Origin of the sequence: Streptomyces longispororuber (genome assembly GCF_024448165.1) — a bacterium.
GTDB lineage: Bacteria > Actinomycetota > Actinomycetes > Streptomycetales > Streptomycetaceae > Streptomyces > Streptomyces longispororuber_A.
This window is the reverse complement of the sequence record NZ_JAMOLN010000121.1, coordinates 15488-32202: the sequence shown is the minus strand read 5'-3', so window position 1 is coordinate 32202 and position 16715 is coordinate 15488. Positions and strand designations below refer to the sequence as shown.

14 protein-coding genes are annotated in these 16715 nt (G+C 74.0%); 5 read left to right on the top strand and 9 right to left on the bottom strand.

Features of this window, described 5'->3' with window-relative positions; genetic code table 11:
- Together M4J07_RS29340 and M4J07_RS29335 are read right to left on the bottom strand one after the other, a co-directional pair.
- Positions 1-1631, bottom strand: a 1631-nt coding sequence (locus M4J07_RS29340; protein WP_255976498.1) for an ABC transporter ATP-binding protein, incomplete at its 3' end; no start/stop codon positions are given.
- On the bottom strand, positions 1628-2635 hold the full coding sequence (locus M4J07_RS29335) for a BMP family ABC transporter substrate-binding protein (protein WP_255976496.1): 1008 nt from the start codon (positions 2633-2635) through the stop codon (positions 1628-1630). The genes M4J07_RS29335 and M4J07_RS29340, both read right to left, overlap by 4 nt.
- Positions 2636-2804: 169 nt before the next feature.
- On the opposite strand from M4J07_RS29335, the gene M4J07_RS29330 reads away from it, so the two are divergent.
- Both M4J07_RS29330 and M4J07_RS29325 read left to right on the top strand, forming a co-directional pair.
- On the top strand, positions 2805-3524 hold the full coding sequence (locus tag M4J07_RS29330) for a GntR family transcriptional regulator (RefSeq protein WP_255976494.1): 720 nt from the start codon (positions 2805-2807) through the stop codon (positions 3522-3524).
- 82 nt (positions 3525-3606) lie between these two features.
- On the top strand, positions 3607-4272 hold the full coding sequence (locus tag M4J07_RS29325; protein WP_255976492.1) for a M15 family metallopeptidase: 666 nt from the start codon (positions 3607-3609) through the stop codon (positions 4270-4272).
- A 31-nt stretch (positions 4273-4303) separates the two neighbouring features.
- On the opposite strand, the gene glsA is transcribed toward M4J07_RS29325, so the two are convergent.
- A complete protein-coding gene (gene glsA / locus M4J07_RS29320) occupies positions 4304-6112 on the bottom strand; it encodes a glutaminase A (RefSeq protein WP_255976490.1) in 1809 nt (602 codons plus the stop codon).
- A gap of 87 nt (positions 6113-6199) precedes the next feature.
- Here glsA and M4J07_RS29315 point away from each other — a divergent pair, with 87 nt between their 5' ends.
- A complete protein-coding gene (locus tag M4J07_RS29315) occupies positions 6200-6781 on the top strand; it encodes a DinB family protein (RefSeq protein ID WP_255976488.1) in 582 nt (193 codons plus the stop codon).
- Between the two features lie 20 nt (positions 6782-6801).
- Here M4J07_RS29315 and M4J07_RS29310 read toward each other — a convergent pair whose 3' ends face one another.
- The 3 genes from M4J07_RS29310 to M4J07_RS29300 all read right to left on the bottom strand — a co-directional run bounded on the left by M4J07_RS29310 (position 6802) and on the right by M4J07_RS29300 (position 10712).
- A complete protein-coding gene (locus M4J07_RS29310) occupies positions 6802-7863 on the bottom strand; it encodes a PP2C family protein-serine/threonine phosphatase (RefSeq protein WP_255976487.1) in 1062 nt (353 codons plus the stop codon).
- Positions 7864-7973: 110 nt separating this feature from the next.
- Entirely contained in the window at positions 7974-9770 is a 1797-nt protein-coding gene (locus M4J07_RS29305; RefSeq protein WP_255976485.1) for a bifunctional sugar phosphate isomerase/epimerase/4-hydroxyphenylpyruvate dioxygenase family protein, read from the bottom strand.
- A gap of 57 nt (positions 9771-9827) precedes the next feature.
- Entirely contained in the window at positions 9828-10712 is an 885-nt protein-coding gene (locus M4J07_RS29300; RefSeq protein ID WP_255976483.1) for a shikimate dehydrogenase, read from the bottom strand.
- 173 nt (positions 10713-10885) lie between these two features.
- Here M4J07_RS29300 and M4J07_RS29295 point away from each other — a divergent pair, with 173 nt between their 5' ends.
- Both M4J07_RS29295 and M4J07_RS29290 read left to right on the top strand, forming a co-directional pair.
- Positions 10886-11551 carry a TetR/AcrR family transcriptional regulator gene (locus tag M4J07_RS29295; RefSeq protein ID WP_255976481.1) on the top strand — a complete coding sequence of 222 codons (666 nt, stop codon included), beginning with the start codon at positions 10886-10888 and terminating at the stop codon, positions 11549-11551.
- A 194-nt stretch (positions 11552-11745) separates the two neighbouring features.
- Positions 11746-13107: an MFS transporter gene (locus tag M4J07_RS29290; protein ID WP_255976479.1), complete on the top strand. Its 1362-nt coding sequence runs from the start codon at positions 11746-11748 to the stop codon at positions 13105-13107.
- 61 nt (positions 13108-13168) lie between these two features.
- Here the strand turns inward: M4J07_RS29290 and M4J07_RS29285 are convergent, their stop codons facing one another.
- From M4J07_RS29285 to M4J07_RS29275, 3 genes are all read right to left on the bottom strand, one after another.
- On the bottom strand, positions 13169-15154 hold the full coding sequence (locus tag M4J07_RS29285) for a choice-of-anchor P family protein (protein ID WP_255976477.1): 1986 nt from the start codon (positions 15152-15154) through the stop codon (positions 13169-13171).
- Positions 15155-15775: 621 nt separating this feature from the next.
- Entirely contained in the window at positions 15776-16330 is a 555-nt protein-coding gene (locus M4J07_RS29280) for a YciI family protein (RefSeq protein ID WP_255976475.1), read from the bottom strand.
- 136 nt (positions 16331-16466) lie between these two features.
- Positions 16467-16700: a hypothetical protein gene (locus M4J07_RS29275; RefSeq protein ID WP_255976474.1), complete on the bottom strand. Its 234-nt coding sequence runs from the start codon at positions 16698-16700 to the stop codon at positions 16467-16469.
- Between the last annotated feature and the right edge of the window lie 15 nt (positions 16701-16715).

Sequence of the window (16715 nt, the reverse complement as noted above, 5' to 3'; positions counted from 1 at the left end):
CAGGCCGAGTCGACGCCGACCGGCTGGGTCACGGCCGGCTGAGTCCCGGTGGGCTCGGCCCCGGTCGACTGGGTCCCGGTCGGCTCGGTCCCGATCGGCTCGGCGCCCACCATCAGCTGCCCGATCCGCTCCCGCGCAGCGGGATCGCGGGGGTGGACGGGGCCGAGCAGGCGGCCCCGGTAGGCGACGAGGACCCGGTCGCACAGGGCGAGGAGTTCGTCGAGTTCGGCGGAGACGACGAGCACACCGGCACCGCGTGCGGCGGCGTCGCGGATGCGGGTGTGCACGGCGTCCACGGCACCGATGTCGAGACCGCGCGTGGGTTGCGCGGCGGCGAGGCAGACCAGCGGATCGAGCGCCAGCTCCCGTGCCAGGACGACCTTCTGCTGGTTGCCGCCGGACAGGGACGCCATCGGGGCGTCGGGGCCTTCGGCGCGCACGGCGTGGTCGGTGAGGACGTCGGCCGTGGCCCGGGCCAGGGCGCGCCGGTCCAGGAAGACGCCCATCCTGCGGAACCGGGCGAGGCGGCCGAGGTGCAGGTTCTCCGCGACGGACAGCTGCGGGACACAGCCCTCGTGGTGCCGGTCCTCGGGCACCACGCCGAGTCCGGCGCGGGTGCGGGCCGCGGGCCCGGCCCCGGTCAGGTCCCGGCCGCCGATCTCCACCGCGCCCCGCTCCGGCGTACGGGACCCGCCGAGCACGGCCATCAGTTCGCTCTGGCCGTTGCCCTCGACCCCGGCGATGCCGACGATCTCGCCGAGCCGGACGTCGAGGCCGATGCCGTCCAGGGCACGGGTGCCGTCGGGACGCAGGACCGTGATGTCGTGCAGGCGCAGGGCGGAACCGGTGGGCGCGGTGCGGGTGTCCTGAGCTGCGGGCGCGGGGGCGCCCAGTCCGACCGCGCCCGCCAGCGACGCGTCGAGCGTCTCGGCGGCGCGGCCGATCATCAGCGGGACGAGGCGTTCGGCGGGCAGTTCGGCGAGGCGTCCGCCGCCCGCGACCCGGCCGCCGCGCAGGACGGTCGCCGCGTCGCCCGCCCGCGCGGCCTCGCCGAGCTTGTGCGTGACGAGGACGACGGCGTGTCCGGCATCGGCGATCCGGCGGCACGTCGCGAGCAGCGCGTCGGTCTCGGCGGGGCCGAGGACACCGGTCGGTTCGTCGAGGACGAGCAGCCGGGGTGCGCGCAGCAGCGCCTTCACGATCTCGACGCGCTGCCGCACGCCGACCGGCAACTCGCTCACCACCGCGTCGAGTTCGAGGTCGAGCCCGTACTCGTCCCGCACCTGCGCGACCCGGCGGGCGAGGCCGGGCAGGCGCAGCAGGCGCAGGTTCTCGCCGACGGTGAGGGTGCCGACGAGGCTGAAGTGCTGGTGCACCATCGCGACCCCGGCGGCGAGGGCGTCGGCGGGGCGGCGCGGCGCGTACTCCTCGCCGTACAGGCGCAGGGTGCCCGTGTCCGGGGTGAGCGAGCCGCCGACGGCGTGGCACAGGGTGGACTTGCCCGCGCCGTTCTCACCGAGGACGCAGTGCACGGTGCCGGCGTCGACGACGAGGTCGACGCCGTCCAACGCCCGTACGCCGCCGTAGGACTTGGTGAGTCCGGTGATCGCCAGTGCGGGTGCCGCCGTCATCGGGTCGTGATCTTCCCGGACGCGAGCTTCGCCTTCAGGTCGTCGAGCTGCTTCGTCACGGCCGGGTCCGCCGTGCCGCACAGCACGAGGTCGTTGTGCGGCGCGTCGGAGGCGAGGCCGAAGTGGACGGCCTCCGCTGTCCAACTGCCCTTCACCAGTCGGTCGGTGGCGTACTCGATCTCCGCGCCGATGTCGGTCTCCACGTATCCGGCGTACGCCTTGTCGGTGCCGCACTCGTGGGCGATCGGGCCGCCGATGAGGGTGGTGCCGCGGCTGTGCGCGGCCTGGGCGACGCCCTTGTGGCCGAGGTTGAGGATCTGGCCGAGGACGTCGGCTCCGGCGCCATAGTTCGCGAGGGCGGACTGCTTGGCCTTGGCGGCGTCGTTGAAGTCGCCGACGTAGCTCGGCGCGAGAACCTTCACCTCGGGGTCGGCCGCCTTGGCGCCGCGCTCGAACTCCTTGGCCGCGTTGACGATGGCGGGCAGTTCGGCGCCGCCGACGAAGCCGACCGTGTTCTTCTCCGACAGCAGCGCGGCGGCCGCGCCGGACAGGAACGCGGCCTGGGCCTGCTGCGGGTCGTACAGCGCGAGGTTCGCCGTCGGGCGGGCGTCGGCCGGGCCGCCGATCTCGGCGAACTTCACCTTCGGGAAGCGGGCGGCGACCTTGCGGACATCGGCGTCGGTCTGCCCGCCGAGCGAGACGACGAGGTCGGAGGTGGTGGCGAAGCGGACGAGGGCCTGCTCGTAGTCGGCGGCCTGGACCTGTTCGACCTTGCTGAACGCGACCTTGCCCCGGTGCTCCCGCGCCGCCCGCTGGTATCCGCGGTACGCCGACTCCATGAACCCGTCGTCGGAGAGCGAACCGGGGAACAGGACGCCGACCTTGAGGTCGCCGGAGTCCGCGGCGCCGGTCTGCGCCGAGGACGCGCCGCCGCACCCGGTGAGCAGGACGAGTCCGAGTCCGGCCGCGACGGCGCCCGCGCGCCGGGGAGGGGTGTGTGCCACTGAGATGCCTCCAGAGGGAGGGGCCCGCGGGCCCGCTAGTGGTATACCGTTACGCGCCCTCAGTCTGGGAGCCCTGTGTTGCCCGCGTGTTAGCGGCCGGTTAGCAGTGCGCTCCGCCCCGTCCGGGCCGCTTACTGTGAGAGCGGCATCCGATCGGAGGAAACCCTTGGTGACAGCGGCACAGCCGGCGGGCGCGGCGCGCGGCTCGCTGCGCGACCGTGCGTACGACACGCTGCGGCGGCGCATCCTGGAGGCCGAACTCCAGCCGGGCGAACGGCTGGTGGAGCGCGATCTCGCCGCGGAGCTCGACGTCTCCCGGATCCCGCTGCGCGAGGCACTGCGCCGTCTGGAGGCGGACGGCCTGGTGCTGCTCGTGCCGCACCGGGGCGCACTGGTCGCGCCGTTCACCCCGGCCGACGTCCGCGATCTGTTCGACGTACGGGAGTCGCTGGAGTCACTGGCCGCGCGGCTCGCCGCCGAGCGGTCGGACGCGGCAGGGCTCGCCCGGCTGCGGGCCCGTCTCGACGCCGCGCGCGCCGCGACCCGGGACCAGGACAGGGCCGCGATCGCCGCCGCGAACGCGGGCTTCCACACGGACATCGTGGAACTCACCGCGAACCCGCTCCTGACGAGCATGATGCGGCCCCTGGAAGCGCGCACGCACTGGCTGTTCCGGCTGACCGCGCAGCGCGATCCGGCCCGTCAGTGCGCCGAGCACGAGGAGCTGTACGCGGCGATCGCGGCCGGCGACGCGGACCGGGCGGCCGCTCTCGCGCTGGACCACGTCAGCGACGGCCGCGCCGAGTCCCTGGCGCTGGCCGGGCGCTGGTCCCACCCGGAGATCGACCCGCAGGCGGTCGCGGCCCGGCGGCGCCGCCGCAGCTCGTGACGGGCCGGGGCAGCGACCCCGTACGCACCAACGCCCGGCGTTTCCCACCGGCCGTCCGGCCCGCGCCTTCTACGGTGACCCGGTGCCTCCTCGCCTCCGTCTCGCCGTGGCCTCGACGGCCCTCGCCCTGGCCGCGGGCGTCCTGCCGGCCCACGCCGCCCCCGCACCGTCCGTAGCGCCGCCCCGGTTCACGTACCAGGTCAGCAAGGTCACCGCGGCGCGGCTCGGCCGCAGCTGGCGCGCCGGGTGCCCGGTGGGGCCGCGCCGCCTGCGGCTGGTCCGGCTCACCCACTGGGGGTTCGACCACCGGGTCCACCGGGGTGAGCTGGTCGTGCACGAGCGGGCCGTCCACGACGTCGTGTACGTACTGGGCAAGGCGTTCGCCGCACGGTTCCCGATCCGGCGGATGCGCACCATGGCCGCGTACGGCGGCAGCGATCCCGCCGCGATGGCCGACGACAACACGTCGGCCTTCAACTGCCGTGCTGTGACCGGGAATTCAGGAGTCCGCTCGCAGCACTCGTACGGCGACGCGCTCGACGTCAACACGCTGGAGAACCCGTACGTCGACCGCCGGGGCCGGGTCCATCCGGCGGCCGGGGTCCGGTACCTGGACCGGCGCCGCCGCGCCCCTGGCATGCTGCGGGCCGGGGACGCGGTCACCACGGCGATGCGCCGGGTCGGCTGGGCGTGGGGAGCGCGCTGGGCGCACCCGGACTACCAGCACTTCTCCGCGAACGGACGGTGACCCGCACTCCGCCGGTCGAGCCCCCGCCCGCTCAGACCCCGTCCGCCCGGTCCACCGTCTCGGCCCCCTCCAGCGGCGCCCGCTCCAGGACCGCCACGGCTTCCGGCACGCTCTTCCGCAGCCGGGCCAGGCCCTCCGCGGTGAGGGTGCGGCACACCGTGTCGCGTTCGGCAAGGACCTGACGGGTGAAGCGGGGCGGGAAGTCGGCCGGAGTGAGAGCCGCGCCCGGGCCCGCCGACCAGGCGCGCCGCACGACGACCGCGTCGGCGGGGACGGCGTCCGCGCAGACCGCGAGGCGGCCCAACTCGACGTACCAGAGGACGATCCGCTCCCGCAGCCGCTCGGCCGGCTGGCCGACGGTCTGCCCGGCGGTCAGCCGCAGCGTGTCGAAGGCCTCGGACAGGGCGCTGCGCAGGGCGGCGTCGGCGCGGCCGAACAGGTCGCAGTCGGCGAGCGGGACCGGGGCGTCCGGGTCGAGCCCCAGGTCGGTGAGGAGGTCGTCCTCGCAGGTCTCCAGGGCGCGGCCGAGGTCGGGGAACTCGTCGGTGGTGCGGGCCATGGCCTGCCGTTCGTCGGGGTCGGCGAGCACCATGCGCACGGAGCGGGCGCGCAGGTCCTCACCGAGGGCGCGCAGCAGGTCGGCGGCGACGGGTTCGATGCGGCCGACGCGGGTGAGGTCGAGGGCGAACCAGCCGACGGCGGGCGCCAGTTCACGGGCGGCCCGCAGGGTCTGCTCGGCGGTGGCGAAGTCCAGGTCGCCCTGGAGGACGTGCACGCGGATCCGGTCCGGGTGGGCGTCGAGGGCGGCGCGCTGGTCGCGCGGGCGATGGCGCAGCGAGCGCAGCGGGGACGGATGCAGGGAGCGGGGCGGCAGCGGTCTGCGCTGGGGGACGGTGGCGCGCATCAGGTGCAGTCCGAACTGGTCGGAGAGCAGGTGACAGGCGGCGATGCCGCGCACGCTGTTGCCCTTCTCCTCCAGCGGCGGGCTGAACACGCCGATGCCGAACTGGCCGGGCAGGGCGACCCCGATCGCGCCGGAGACCCCGCTCTTGGCGGGCATGCCGACCTGGAGCATCCACTGCCCGGACGCGTCGTACATGCCGCACGTCGCCATGACGGCGAGGACGTGCTGGGCGTGGCGCGGGGCGACGACGCGTTCGCCGGTGACCGGGTTGACACCGCCGCCCGCCAGGGTCGCGTGCATGACGGCGAGGTCGTCGCAGGTGACGAGGACGGAGCACTGCCGGAAGTAGACGCCGAGCTGTTCCTCCACGTCGCCGGTGAGGGAGCCGGCGTTGTGCATGAGGTAGGCGAGGGCGCGGTTGCGGTCGCCGGTGGCGCACTCCGAGGTGTACACGGCCTCGTCGACGGTGAGCGGGCGGCCCGCGAAGGCGCCGAGGCCGTCGAGGATGCGGGTGAAGCGGGCGTCGGGGGTGTCCCCCGCGACGAGCGAACTGGTCACGATGGCACCGGCGTTGACCATCGGGTTGGGCGGGCGTCCGGTGCCCGGCTCCAGCCGGATGGAGTTGAACGCCTCGCCGCTCGGTTCGGCGCCGACCCGGGCGAGCACGTGCTCCAGGCCGCGGTCGGCGAGCGCGAGCGCGAAGACGAACGGCTTGGACACCGACTGCACGGTGAACGGCGCCGTGGTGTCGCCACTGCCGTAGACCTGCCCGTCCAGGGCGCACAGGCTCAGTCCGAACAGGGCCGGGTCGACGCGGCCGAGCTCGGGGATGTACGAGGCGGGCTCGCCGTCGTCGAGATCGCTGAGGCTCCCACGGATCCGGTCGAGGAGGCCGGTCAGGGGGTCGTCCGCGCTGCGCTGCTGCTCGTGTCGCACCCGTCCATCGAAACCCATCGGGGGCTCGCCCGCACCCGCCGCGCACCCGCGGTGCCGCCATGCGGACGCGGACGGCAGACTGCCCCCATGAATGATCTCGGAACGGGCGAGGCCCGGCACAAGGCCGATCTGCGCCGCTATCTGCAGGACGCGCGCGACGCCCTCCTGTGGAAGCTCGACGGGCTCTCCGACTACGACGTGCGGCGTCCGCTGACGCCGACGGGGACGAATCTGCTGGGCCTGCTGAAGCATCTGACCGCCGTCGAACTCGGCTACTTCTGCGACACGTTCGGCCGCCCGCACGGGGAGTCGTCGATCGATCCGGAGAAGGACATGTACGCCACCGCCGACGAGACCCGCGAGCAGATCGTGGCGGGCTACCGGCGGGCCTGGACCCACTCCGACGCGGCGATCGACGCGCTCGCGCTCGACACGGTCGGCACCGTGCCGTGGTGGCCCGAGGGCCGGAACGAGGCGACGTTCCACCACCTCCTGGTGCGGGTGCTGTCCGACACGCAGCGCCACGCGGGGCACGCCGACATCCTGCGCGAGGGCCTCGACGGCGCGGTGGGCTACCGGGAGGACAACGGCTCCCTGCCGTCGCGGGACCCGCAGGAGTGGGCGGCGTACCGCGCCGAGCTGGAGGACATCGCGCGGCGGAGCGGCTAACGGCCGGCGGGGGCGGCGGGTCAGTCCTCCCGGTGGCGCAGCAGCAGCATCGCCGCGTCGTCGTGCAGCGGGCCCGCGGCGTGGTCCACGAGGTCCGTGCGCAGCCCTTCCAGGGCCGCGTCCGGATCCGGGTCCTTGAGCAGGGCCACCCGGTCGGCCAGCGGGTAGAAGTCGCCCGTGCCGTCCCGCGCCTCGCTGACGCCGTCCGTGTAGAGGAGCAGCTGGTCGCCGGGCACGAAGGCGACCGTGTACGGGGAGGGGTCCTCGCCGCCGTGCAGTCCGAGGCCCAGCGGCAGCGCGTACTGCCGGGGCTCGGGGAAGGCCGTGGTCCCGTCGGCGCGCACCAGGAGGGGTGCGGGGTGGCCGAAGTTGAGGAACGTCACCTCGTGCCCGCCCGGCGCCACCTCGACGAGCAGCGCCGTCACGAACTTCTCGCCCTGCAGCTCCCGGTCCACCGCCCGGCCCAGCCGCCGCCCCAGACCGGCGAGTTCGGGCTCGTCGTGCGCGGCCTCCCGGAAGGCCCCGAGCACCAGGGCCGCGGTCTCCACCGCCTCCAGTCCCTTGCCCTGGACGTCGCCGATGATGGCCCGGGTGCCACCGGCCGAGGCCACCACTTCGTACAGGTCGCCGCCGATCCTGGCCTGCGCCACGGCCGACGTGTACGAGACGGCGACCCGCAGCTGTCCGGCCACCCGGGGCACCGGTCGCAGCAGGACCCGCTGGGCGACCTCCGCGATCGAGCGGACGGAGGCGAGCTCGGCGTCCCTGCGCTCCCGCATCGCGACCGCGGCGAGACCGGCGGCGGTGACCCCGGCGACGCTGATCGCGGCGATGTACACGCGCCGCTTGCCCAGCGTGCCGTCGTACGCGGCGAGCAGCACGCACAGCAGGACGGCGACCATGCCGATCCGCGCGGTGCGCCGCTTGCTGCCGACGAGGCCCGCGAACGCCGGGCCGAGCGACATCAGGGGCAGCAGACCGAACCCGGTCGGCGTCGCCAGCTCGGCGATCCCGACCAGTCCCATCACGCCGTAGGGCAGCGCGGACAGCGCCCGGCCCGCCCGGAACCTCACCTTGGTCATCGCTCTCCCCACCCCCCGAACCCGCGCCCCGGTGTTCGGGCCTGTCGGGTTACGAGCGTAAGCGTGGTTTCTGAGCCGCCGATGAGTCGAAGCGATTCCGTGACCTTCCGTCAGCGTGCGGCCACGGAACCGGATCCGTGCTGCGCGGCGAGCCGCACGGGGGCGTTCTGCGCGCCGTACCCCCGGTATCCGTCGTCGCGCTGGGCGAGTTCGAAGAAGACCCGGCCGAGGGTGTGCGTGTAGCAGTGGCGGAAGGTGCCGTGGGCGTCGCGGTCGTAGAGGATGCCGAGTTCCCGGTACGTCTCCAGCTCGCCCGGCGCGAACGAGTGGCGGGCGGCGAGGTCGTCGTAGTAGTTGCCCGGCACCGGCAGCAGCTGTCCGCCGGCGGCGCGGAAGCGGCGGGCCGCGGTGACGACGTCGTCGGTGGCGAGGGCGATGTGCTGGGCGTGGGTGTGCTCGTCGCCGGGTCCCGGCCCGACGCCGAGGGCCACGCGGACGGCGCCGTCGGCGGTGGCGAAGGCGCGACTGCGGCGCAGTCCGTACGGGTCGGCGACGTCGACGCTGCCGCGGGCGTCGAGGCCGAGGACGCCGCGGTGGAAGAGGGCCGCCTCGTCGAACTGGTGCCAGGGCTGGGTGAGGGCGAGGTGGTCGATGCCGCTGATGCCGGCCGGTCCGGCCTGTTCGCCGGTGGGCTCGAAGTCGGCGGTCCAGCTGGGGAGTCCGGGGCGGTCGGTGGCGCAGAAGAAGAGTTCGGTGCCGTTGGGGGCGGCCACCGCGTCGAGGAGGACGTCGCCGGTGGTGCGGCGGCGGGGCAGCACCGGGGCGAGCAGGGCCTCGGCGCGGCGGGCGGCGCCGGCGGGGTCGGGCGACTCCAGGCCGACGGCGGCGAGGACGGTGCCGTCGCGGCGGGCGGCCGGCCCGGTGTTGAGGAGGACGCGGGCGGCGCCCTGCTCCCACAGGTCGACGGGTTTGCCGCGATGGCGGCCGGTGCGGGTGAAGCCGAGTGCGGCGAGGAGGGCGGCGGCGGGTTCGACGTCGGGGGTGACGAGTTCGGTGAAGGCGACGCCGGTGGGCACGACGGGGCGGGGCAGCTCGCCCTCGCCCACGGCTTCCTGGAGGACGAGCAGGGAGCGCAGCGCGTCGACGGCGGCGGGTCCGGCCTCCGCCTGCCGGAACACGTCGTTGAACACCTCCAGGGACAACGGCCCTCGGTATCCGGTGCGCAGCACGTGTCCGAGGAGCCCGGCGACGTCGAGGTCGCCCTGGCCGGGGAAGACGCGGTGGTGGCGGCTCCAGCGCAGGACGTCCATGGAGAGCAGCGGCGCGTCGGCGAGCTGGAGGAAGAAGACCTTGTCGCCGGGGATGTCCTCGATGCCCTTGGGGTCACTGCCCCGGGCGAGGATGTGGAAGCTGTCGAGGCAGGTGCCGAGCGCGGGGTGGTCGGCGGCCTCGACGATGCGCCAGGCGTGGTCGTAGGTGTTGACGTGGCGGCCCCAGGCGAGCGCCTCGTAGGCGACGCGGATGCCGAAGTCGGCGGCCCGCTCGGCGAGTCGGCGCAGCTGGTACGCGGCGAGCGCGTCGTCGTCCTCGGCGAGCGGCGAGACGCTGGAGCAGACCAGGACCGTGTCGGCGCCGAGGCGCTGCATGACGCGGAACTTGTGCTCGGCGCGGCGCAGGTTGCGGGCGAACTCGTCGGCGGGTACGCCCTCGATGTCGCGCATCGGCTGGTACAGGTCGACGGTGAGCCCGAGGTCGGCGCAGAGGGAGCGGATCTCCTCGGGCGCGAGGGGGCTGGCCAGCAGGTCGTTCTCGAAGATCTCGACGCCGTCGAACCCGGCGCGGGCGGCGGCGGTGAGCTTCTCGGTGAGCGATCCGCTGAGCGAGACGGTGGCGATGGAGGTGCGCACGGCGGGCTCCTTCGGTGCGGGGCGGGTGGTGCGTGACGGCGAGGGTGGCCGATCGGGTCAGCTCGCGCCTGCCACCGCGCCGTCGGCGACGGTGAGTTCGGCGAAGTGGGCGAGCATCCGGGCGGGGTCGGGCTCGCGTCCGGTGAAGAGCCGGAAGGCGTCGGCGGCCTGGAAGACGGCCATGCCGCCGCCGTCGAGGACGGCGCAGCCGAGCGCGCGGGCGGTGCGGACGAGCTCGGTCTCCAGCGGCCGGTAGACGACCTCGGCGACCCACAGGCCGGGGTGCAGCAGCCGTGCGGGGAACGGCAGTCCGGGGTGGGCGGCCATGCCGGTCGGGGTGGCGTGCACGATGCCGTCGGCATCGGCGAGGTGCTTGGCGAGCGTGTCCGGCGGCGCGGGCACCGCCCGGCCGGCGCCGAAGTGCCGGTCGAGCGAGGCGGCCAGCTCGGCGGCCCGCTCGGGCAGCGCGTCGACGAGGGTGACGCGGCCCGCGCCCAGAGTGAGGACGGCGTGCGCGACGGCGGCGCCCGCTCCCCCGGCGCCGAGCTGCACGACGCGCTCCATGCGGGCCTCGGGCAGGCCGCGGGCGAAGGAGGCGGCGAAGCCGGTGACGTCGGTGTTGTGGCCGACGGCGCGGCCGTCCTCGAGGACCACGGTGTTGACCGCGCCGAGCGCCGCGGCCTGCGGGGACAGTCCGTCGAGGTGCTCGATGACGAGCTGCTTGCAGGGGTGGGTGATGTTCAGGCCGTCGAAGCCGGTCGCGCGGGCGGCGCGCAGCAGGGCGCCGACCGCCTCGGGGCGTTCGCCGAGGGTGTCGAGGTCGAGCAGCCGGTACAGGTACCGCAGGCCCTGCCGGTCGGCCTCGCGCTGGTGGAGGGCGGGGCTGAGCGAGGGGCCGATACCGGCTCCGATCAGGCCGACGAGATACGAGTCCTGCGGCACGGGGACCTCCTGGCCGGACGAGCGGGAACACTTAATGTACGAACTGGTTCGTTACTCATATCAAGCCGGGCCCGCCCCTGGGAAGGGGTGACGGCCACAACGGTGCGCAGGCCCGGCTTCTACAATCGCCAGGAACAGCACAGGCCAGCCGTCCATCCGCCCGAAGGATCCCCATGACCACTGTCGAAGAGCCGGCGCGACGCGAGGGCCGCATCCGCGACGCGGCCCGCACGAAGGCCGAGATCCTCGCGGTCGCCACGGAGGAGTTCGCCCGCGCCGGGTACACCGGCGCCCGGGTCGACGAGATCGCCGCCCGCACCCGCACCACGAAGCGGATGATCTACTACTACTTCGGCGGCAAGGAGCAGCTGTTCACGGCCGTCCTGGAGCGCAGCTACGCGGTGATCCGGCACGCCGAGCGGGATCTGGACGTCGAGCACCTCGACCCGGTCGCCGCGATCCGCCGGCTCGCCGGGCTGACCTTCGACCACCACGAGGCGCACCCGGACTTCATCCGGCTGGTCAGCATCGAGAACATCCACGACGCCGAGCACATCACCGCGTCCGAGACGCTCAGCTCCCTCAACTCGCCGGCCATCGACGTGATCCACCGGATCCTGGAGGCGGGCCGCGCCGAAGGGCTCTTCACCGCGGACGTGGACGCGGTGGACCTGCACGCGATGATCAGCTCGTTCTGCTTCTTCCGGGTCTCCAACCGGCACACGTTCGGCGCCCTGTTCGGCCGCGACCTGACGGCCGCCGACCGCCGCGAGCACTACCGGACGATGCTCGGCGACATGGTCATCGCCTACCTCACCGCCGGGCGTCCGGCGGAGTAGCCCGCACCCCGCCCCTCCGGCTTTCCTGCGGCACGACCCCTTGACAGGCGGGTAACACCGGCGCAACATCCGTAGCCACCCACTACTAACTATCCAGTGGGTTAATTAGCCGGATGCGCTTCCGGCCCAGCCGACCCGCTCACCCCACAGGGCCCCGGCACCTCTCCCCTTCTCGTCCCCCCGAAGGAGCCCGTGTGTCCGTCCCCGCCGCACCGCCCCGCGCCCCGCAGGGCCAGCCGCGCAAAGCGGCGCTCGCCGCCTGGATCGGCAGCGCCCTGGAGTACTACGACTTCTTCATCTACGGCAGCGCCGCCGCCCTCGTCTTCCCGAAGGTGTTCTTCGACGAGTCGGACCCGGCGAACGCCACGCTGCTCTCGCTCGCCACGTTCGGCGTGGCCTACGCCGCCCGGCCGGTCGGCGCGTTCTTCCTCGGCCACGTCGGCGACCGCCTCGGCCGCCGCAAGATCATGGTGTTCACGCTGGTCCTGATGGGGTTGTCGACGTTCCTCATCGGCTGCCTGCCCACCCGCGCCCAGGTCGGCGGCCTCGCGCCGCTCCTGCTCGTGCTCTGCCGGGTGCTGCAGGGCATCTCGGCGGCCGGCGAGCAGGCCAGCGCCGGATCGATGACCCTGGAGCACGCACCGGCGCACCGCCGCGCCTACTTCACCAGTTTCACGCTCAGCGGCACCCAGGCGGGACAGCTCCTGGCCACGCTCGTCTTCCTGCCGATCGCGGCCCTCCCCGAGGACCAACTCCTGTCCTGGGGCTGGCGGATCCCGTTCTGGCTGAGCGTCGTCGTCGCCGTCGTCGGCTACGTCATCCGGCGCACGCTGCACGAGACGCCGGAGTTCTCCCGGCAGACCCACGCCTCCGGCGGCGTGGCGCGGCTCCCGCTCGCCGTGCTGCTGCGGGACCACTGGGCGGACGTGCTGCGGGTGATCGCGGGCGCGCTCGTCGCGTCGGTCAGCACCATCTTCACCGTGTGGGCGCTGTCGTACGCGACGAGCGACGCGGTGGGCATGGACCGCTCGGCCATGCTGTGGGTGGGCGCCCTCGCCAACCTGGTCGCGCTCGGCACGATCCCGCTCTGGGCCCGGCTGGCGGACCGCATCGGACGCCGCCCCGTCTACCTCGTCGGCGCCGCGGGCAGCGCGCTGCTCATGTTCGGGTACCTGTGGGCGATCTCCACGGGCTCGTACGCGCTCACGTTCACGCTCGGCATCCTCGCCTTCGGCGTCGTCTACAGCGCGGCGAACGCGGTGTGGCCCGCCTTCTACGGCGAGATGTTCCCGACGCGGGTCCGCCTCTCGGGCATGGCGATCGGCACGCAGATCGGTTTCGCCGTGGCCGGGTTCGCGGTGACGTTCGCGGCGCAGATCGCGGGTCCCGACGGTGCCGACTGGTTCGCGGTCGCCCTGTTCACGGCGGCGCTGTGCCTGCCGCCGGTCGTCGCCGCGCTCACGGCGCGCGAGACGCACCGGGTCCCCACCGAGGAGCTCGGTGAGCGGTCGGTGGCCGGGGCGCGGGTGGCCGACGCCCGGGAGGCGACGGTCTGAGCGGGCCACGTGCCGGTGTCCCGGCCGTCGACGACGGCCGGGACACCGTACTGCCCTGCGGTCAGCCGCAGTTGTGCGCCGCCGAGGCGCTGGAGGCGACCACGATGTCCACGGCGCCGGCCAGCGCGGTCAGGTGCACCGCGTTGACGGTGAGGCCGTCACCGCTCGCGATCTGCTCGTTGACGACGAGCTTGGCGCCGGCGCCGAGGTCCACGGTGACGTTCGGCGCGTCCCCGATCTCGACAGGCGCGCCCGCGATCTTCAGCGTCAGGTCCGTACTGCCCTTCGTCGCCGAGCAACTGCTCTGCGCCGACGAGGTGACGCCGGACAGCTCGACGACCGGGAGCCCGGCGAGACCGACGCGGGCCTTGGCGACGGTCGCGGTCGCCGTGGCGCCGCTCGGTCCCGTCCGCGTGGTGACGTCGGCGCACAGGGCGTCGGCGGACAGGACGAGCGCGCTGACGCTCTGCGTGCAGGGCGGCGCCGTGCGGCCCGCGCCCGCCGTGCGGACCTGCCCCGTGTCCGGGGTCGGCCCGGTGACGACCGGCAGACCGAGGACGGACACCTTGCCGTAGAGGCCGTAGGCCCGTCCGGTCACGTACTGGAGCTTCAGCTCGGCGGCCGCCTCCGACGCCTTGTACGCGTCGTCGCCGGCGAACGCCGCGGTGACCGGCACGGTGGCGTCGGCCGTGAGCGGCTGCTCCACCGAGGGGACGGTGCAGGTCGCCACGCCCTTCGCGTCGGACTTCCCCTTGCAGGTCTGCGCCGCGTCCCCAGTGCCCAGCGCGAAGGAGACCTCGCGGTCGGCCACGGGGGCGCCGCCGTCCTTCTCGGTGAGCGTGGCGGACAGCTCCGCGGGCGAGCCGTTGGAGACGGTCTTCGTCCCGGTGTAGGCGAGCGCGGTGTCCTTCTGCTGCGGCGGCTGCACCACGCCCTCGCCCACGTCCAGCAGATCGGCGTCGATGGCCATCCGCACGCCGCCGTACGTCTCCGAGACGTCACCGGAGTACTGCCGGATGCGCTGGTGGTCCGCCCACAGGTGGTCCGGGATCTGCGGGTCGGCGGTGTCGGCCGGCGGCTCGCCCGCCTCGCCGCCCGGGGCGACCCAGCGGGCGAAGTCGACGACGTCGGGCTGGGTGTAGCCGGTGCCGTCCTGGGCCACGAGGTCGACGATCAGCGAGGACACGCTCCCGTAGACACCGGAGACGTAACCGAGTTCGTGGACGGTCGTGGTCCACGACTCCAGGAAGTCCAGGACCCGGCCGGTGACCGCGCCGCCCCGCGCGTAGTGCTCCATGTTGTAGTAGAGGACCGAGCCCTCGCCGAAGCCGAGACCCTGCGCCTGGGCGACCGCGTCCCGTGCCGATGCCGCGCCCTGCGCCTGCGGGTCGGTGATCACCTCGCAGTCCTCGTCGCAACTGCCGGCACTGCGTTCGGCCTGCGGGCCGACGTAGATCGGGAAGAACCGCCAGCCGTTGTCGTACTGCGTCTGCACCCACGCCGCGTCGAAGTCCGGCGGGCAGCCCGCGTTCACACCGCCGATGTAGACGCCGACGGCGCTGTACGGGGACGACTCCTGCCAGGCGTTCATCTGCTGGGTGGAGGGCGCCTCGCACTTGTCGAAGCCCTTGCCCTGGAAGGACGTGGCGTCCTTCGGCACGGCCTGGATCGACGGCCCGGGCCGCGCGCTCGGGGCCGGGCTCGCGTCGTCGACCGGCAGGTCCGCGCTGCGCAGCACGTCCTGGACCGCGTCCTTGTCGCGTCCGTAGACGGCGGTGACGGTGATACCCGCGGCGTCCGCCCGGTAGGTCTTCGCGGTGCGGTTCTCGGTGACGTGCGCCGCGCGGTGGGCGTCCGCGCCCTTGACCGGCTCCACGAGGAGCGCCTCGGTACGGCCCAACTCCTTGGCCGGACAATTCTGTTGCGCGCCGGGCGTGCCGAGGTAGACGGCGTGCCGGTCGAAGCGGACGCAGCTGTCCGGCGCCTTGTCGAGGTCGACGACGTCCCAGGACTCGGGCACGGTGAACGTGCGCCCCTGGTAGGTCACTTGGTTGCTGCGGTCCTCGTCGGGCGTGGCCGCGAGGGCCGTGCCCGGCAGGGCGGCGACGGTGAGCGCGGTGGTCGCGAGCAGCGCGGAGAGCGTGAGCAGCGCGCTGCGGACAGGACTACGGAAAGGTCTGTGCCGAGTGATGGTTTCCCCCTGAACCGGGCGCCGCCAGCACGTGGCGGCGCGACTCCAGCTGTGACCCCGGCGACAGTGCGGTACCGATGTGGTCCCGTCAATCGAACGCGTGCGGCGCGGTACGTCAACCGGCCGTGGCCGGGCAGGAGTCACCGCTGGGCCGTGCGTTCGGAATGTGGTGTGAGGGGTCGGTGAAGCGGCGGGTCAGTCGGGTGGTCTCCGGCTGGGGGCGGGACGAGCGAACACAGAAGTTTCGCGGGGTCTTCACGTGGCGGGTTGTCCGGATATCGGCTGCGGTAGGGGACATTCCGGAGCATCGCCGACCGCGGGTCCGGTGGGGCGTCTCGCGCAGTTCCCCGCGCCCCTGGAGACGGCGCACGAAGTGCGCCTCTCAGGGGCGCGGGGAACTGCGCGAGACGCCACGACGCGCCCGCACCCGGCGAACACCCACAGGCAAGCCACACCCGACCCGCACCGGACCACACCTCAGCGACGGCCGCCGAACTCCCAGTCGTGCACCTCGACCACGGCATACCGGTCCCCGCAGAGCACGGCGCGAGCCGCCTCCGCATCGGGGGCCCGCACCAGCGCCGCCGTCCCCACCCACGTCGCCCCGTCGTCGGACAGCAACGGCCCGAACGCGATCAGGTCGTCCCGGTCGGACGGCGCCGGCACGGCCTGCTCGTCGCCGCCCCGCTCACCGAGCCCGAGCACGAGATAGCGATTGCCGCCCGTGCGCCCGCCCGCGAACTCCCACATGGTGCGCCCCAGTTCGTTGCGCCACCGCCGCACCAGCACGTCCCGGTACGCACCGGCCTGATAGCTGGGCTCGTCGAACGCGAACGCCCGCGCGGCCGCCGCATCGGGCACGTCGACGATGTGCACGCTGCCGGTGAGGGTCTCGCCGTCGGCGGCGAACGTCGGGCCGCGCGCGACGAGCTGCTCGGCGTACCCGTCCATGTAGGACCAGTGCGCCTCGGTCAGCTCCTCGCGCAGCGGGAGGGAGCCGGGCCGGTCGCGGTGGTAGCAGAAGAACTCCATGCCGCAGACTCTCGCCGAGCGGCGGCGCGTTCTCAACGGGATTCCCCGCCCCTGACGCACACCGGGCGCCTCCCCGCGCCCCCGGTACGACCATGTCCCGGCCCCCGGCCCTTCGTTGGGCACGGCACCCGCGGCGTCACCGCTCCGTGTCCCGGCTGTGCGCGAGCAGCGCCGTGGCGAAGGCGGTCAGCGCGGACGTCAGGCGGACGGCCCGGGCGACTCCGCCGGGCACGAAGGGCAGCACGACGAGCGCGGGCAGCGTGGCGGCCGTCGTCAGGAACAGGGCCGGCACGGTCAGGGCGACGAGCAGCGCACGGGGCGCCGCTCCGGCACCCGGGCCGCGGGACGGCAGGGACAGGGGCACGATCATGTACGTCTCCGGTGG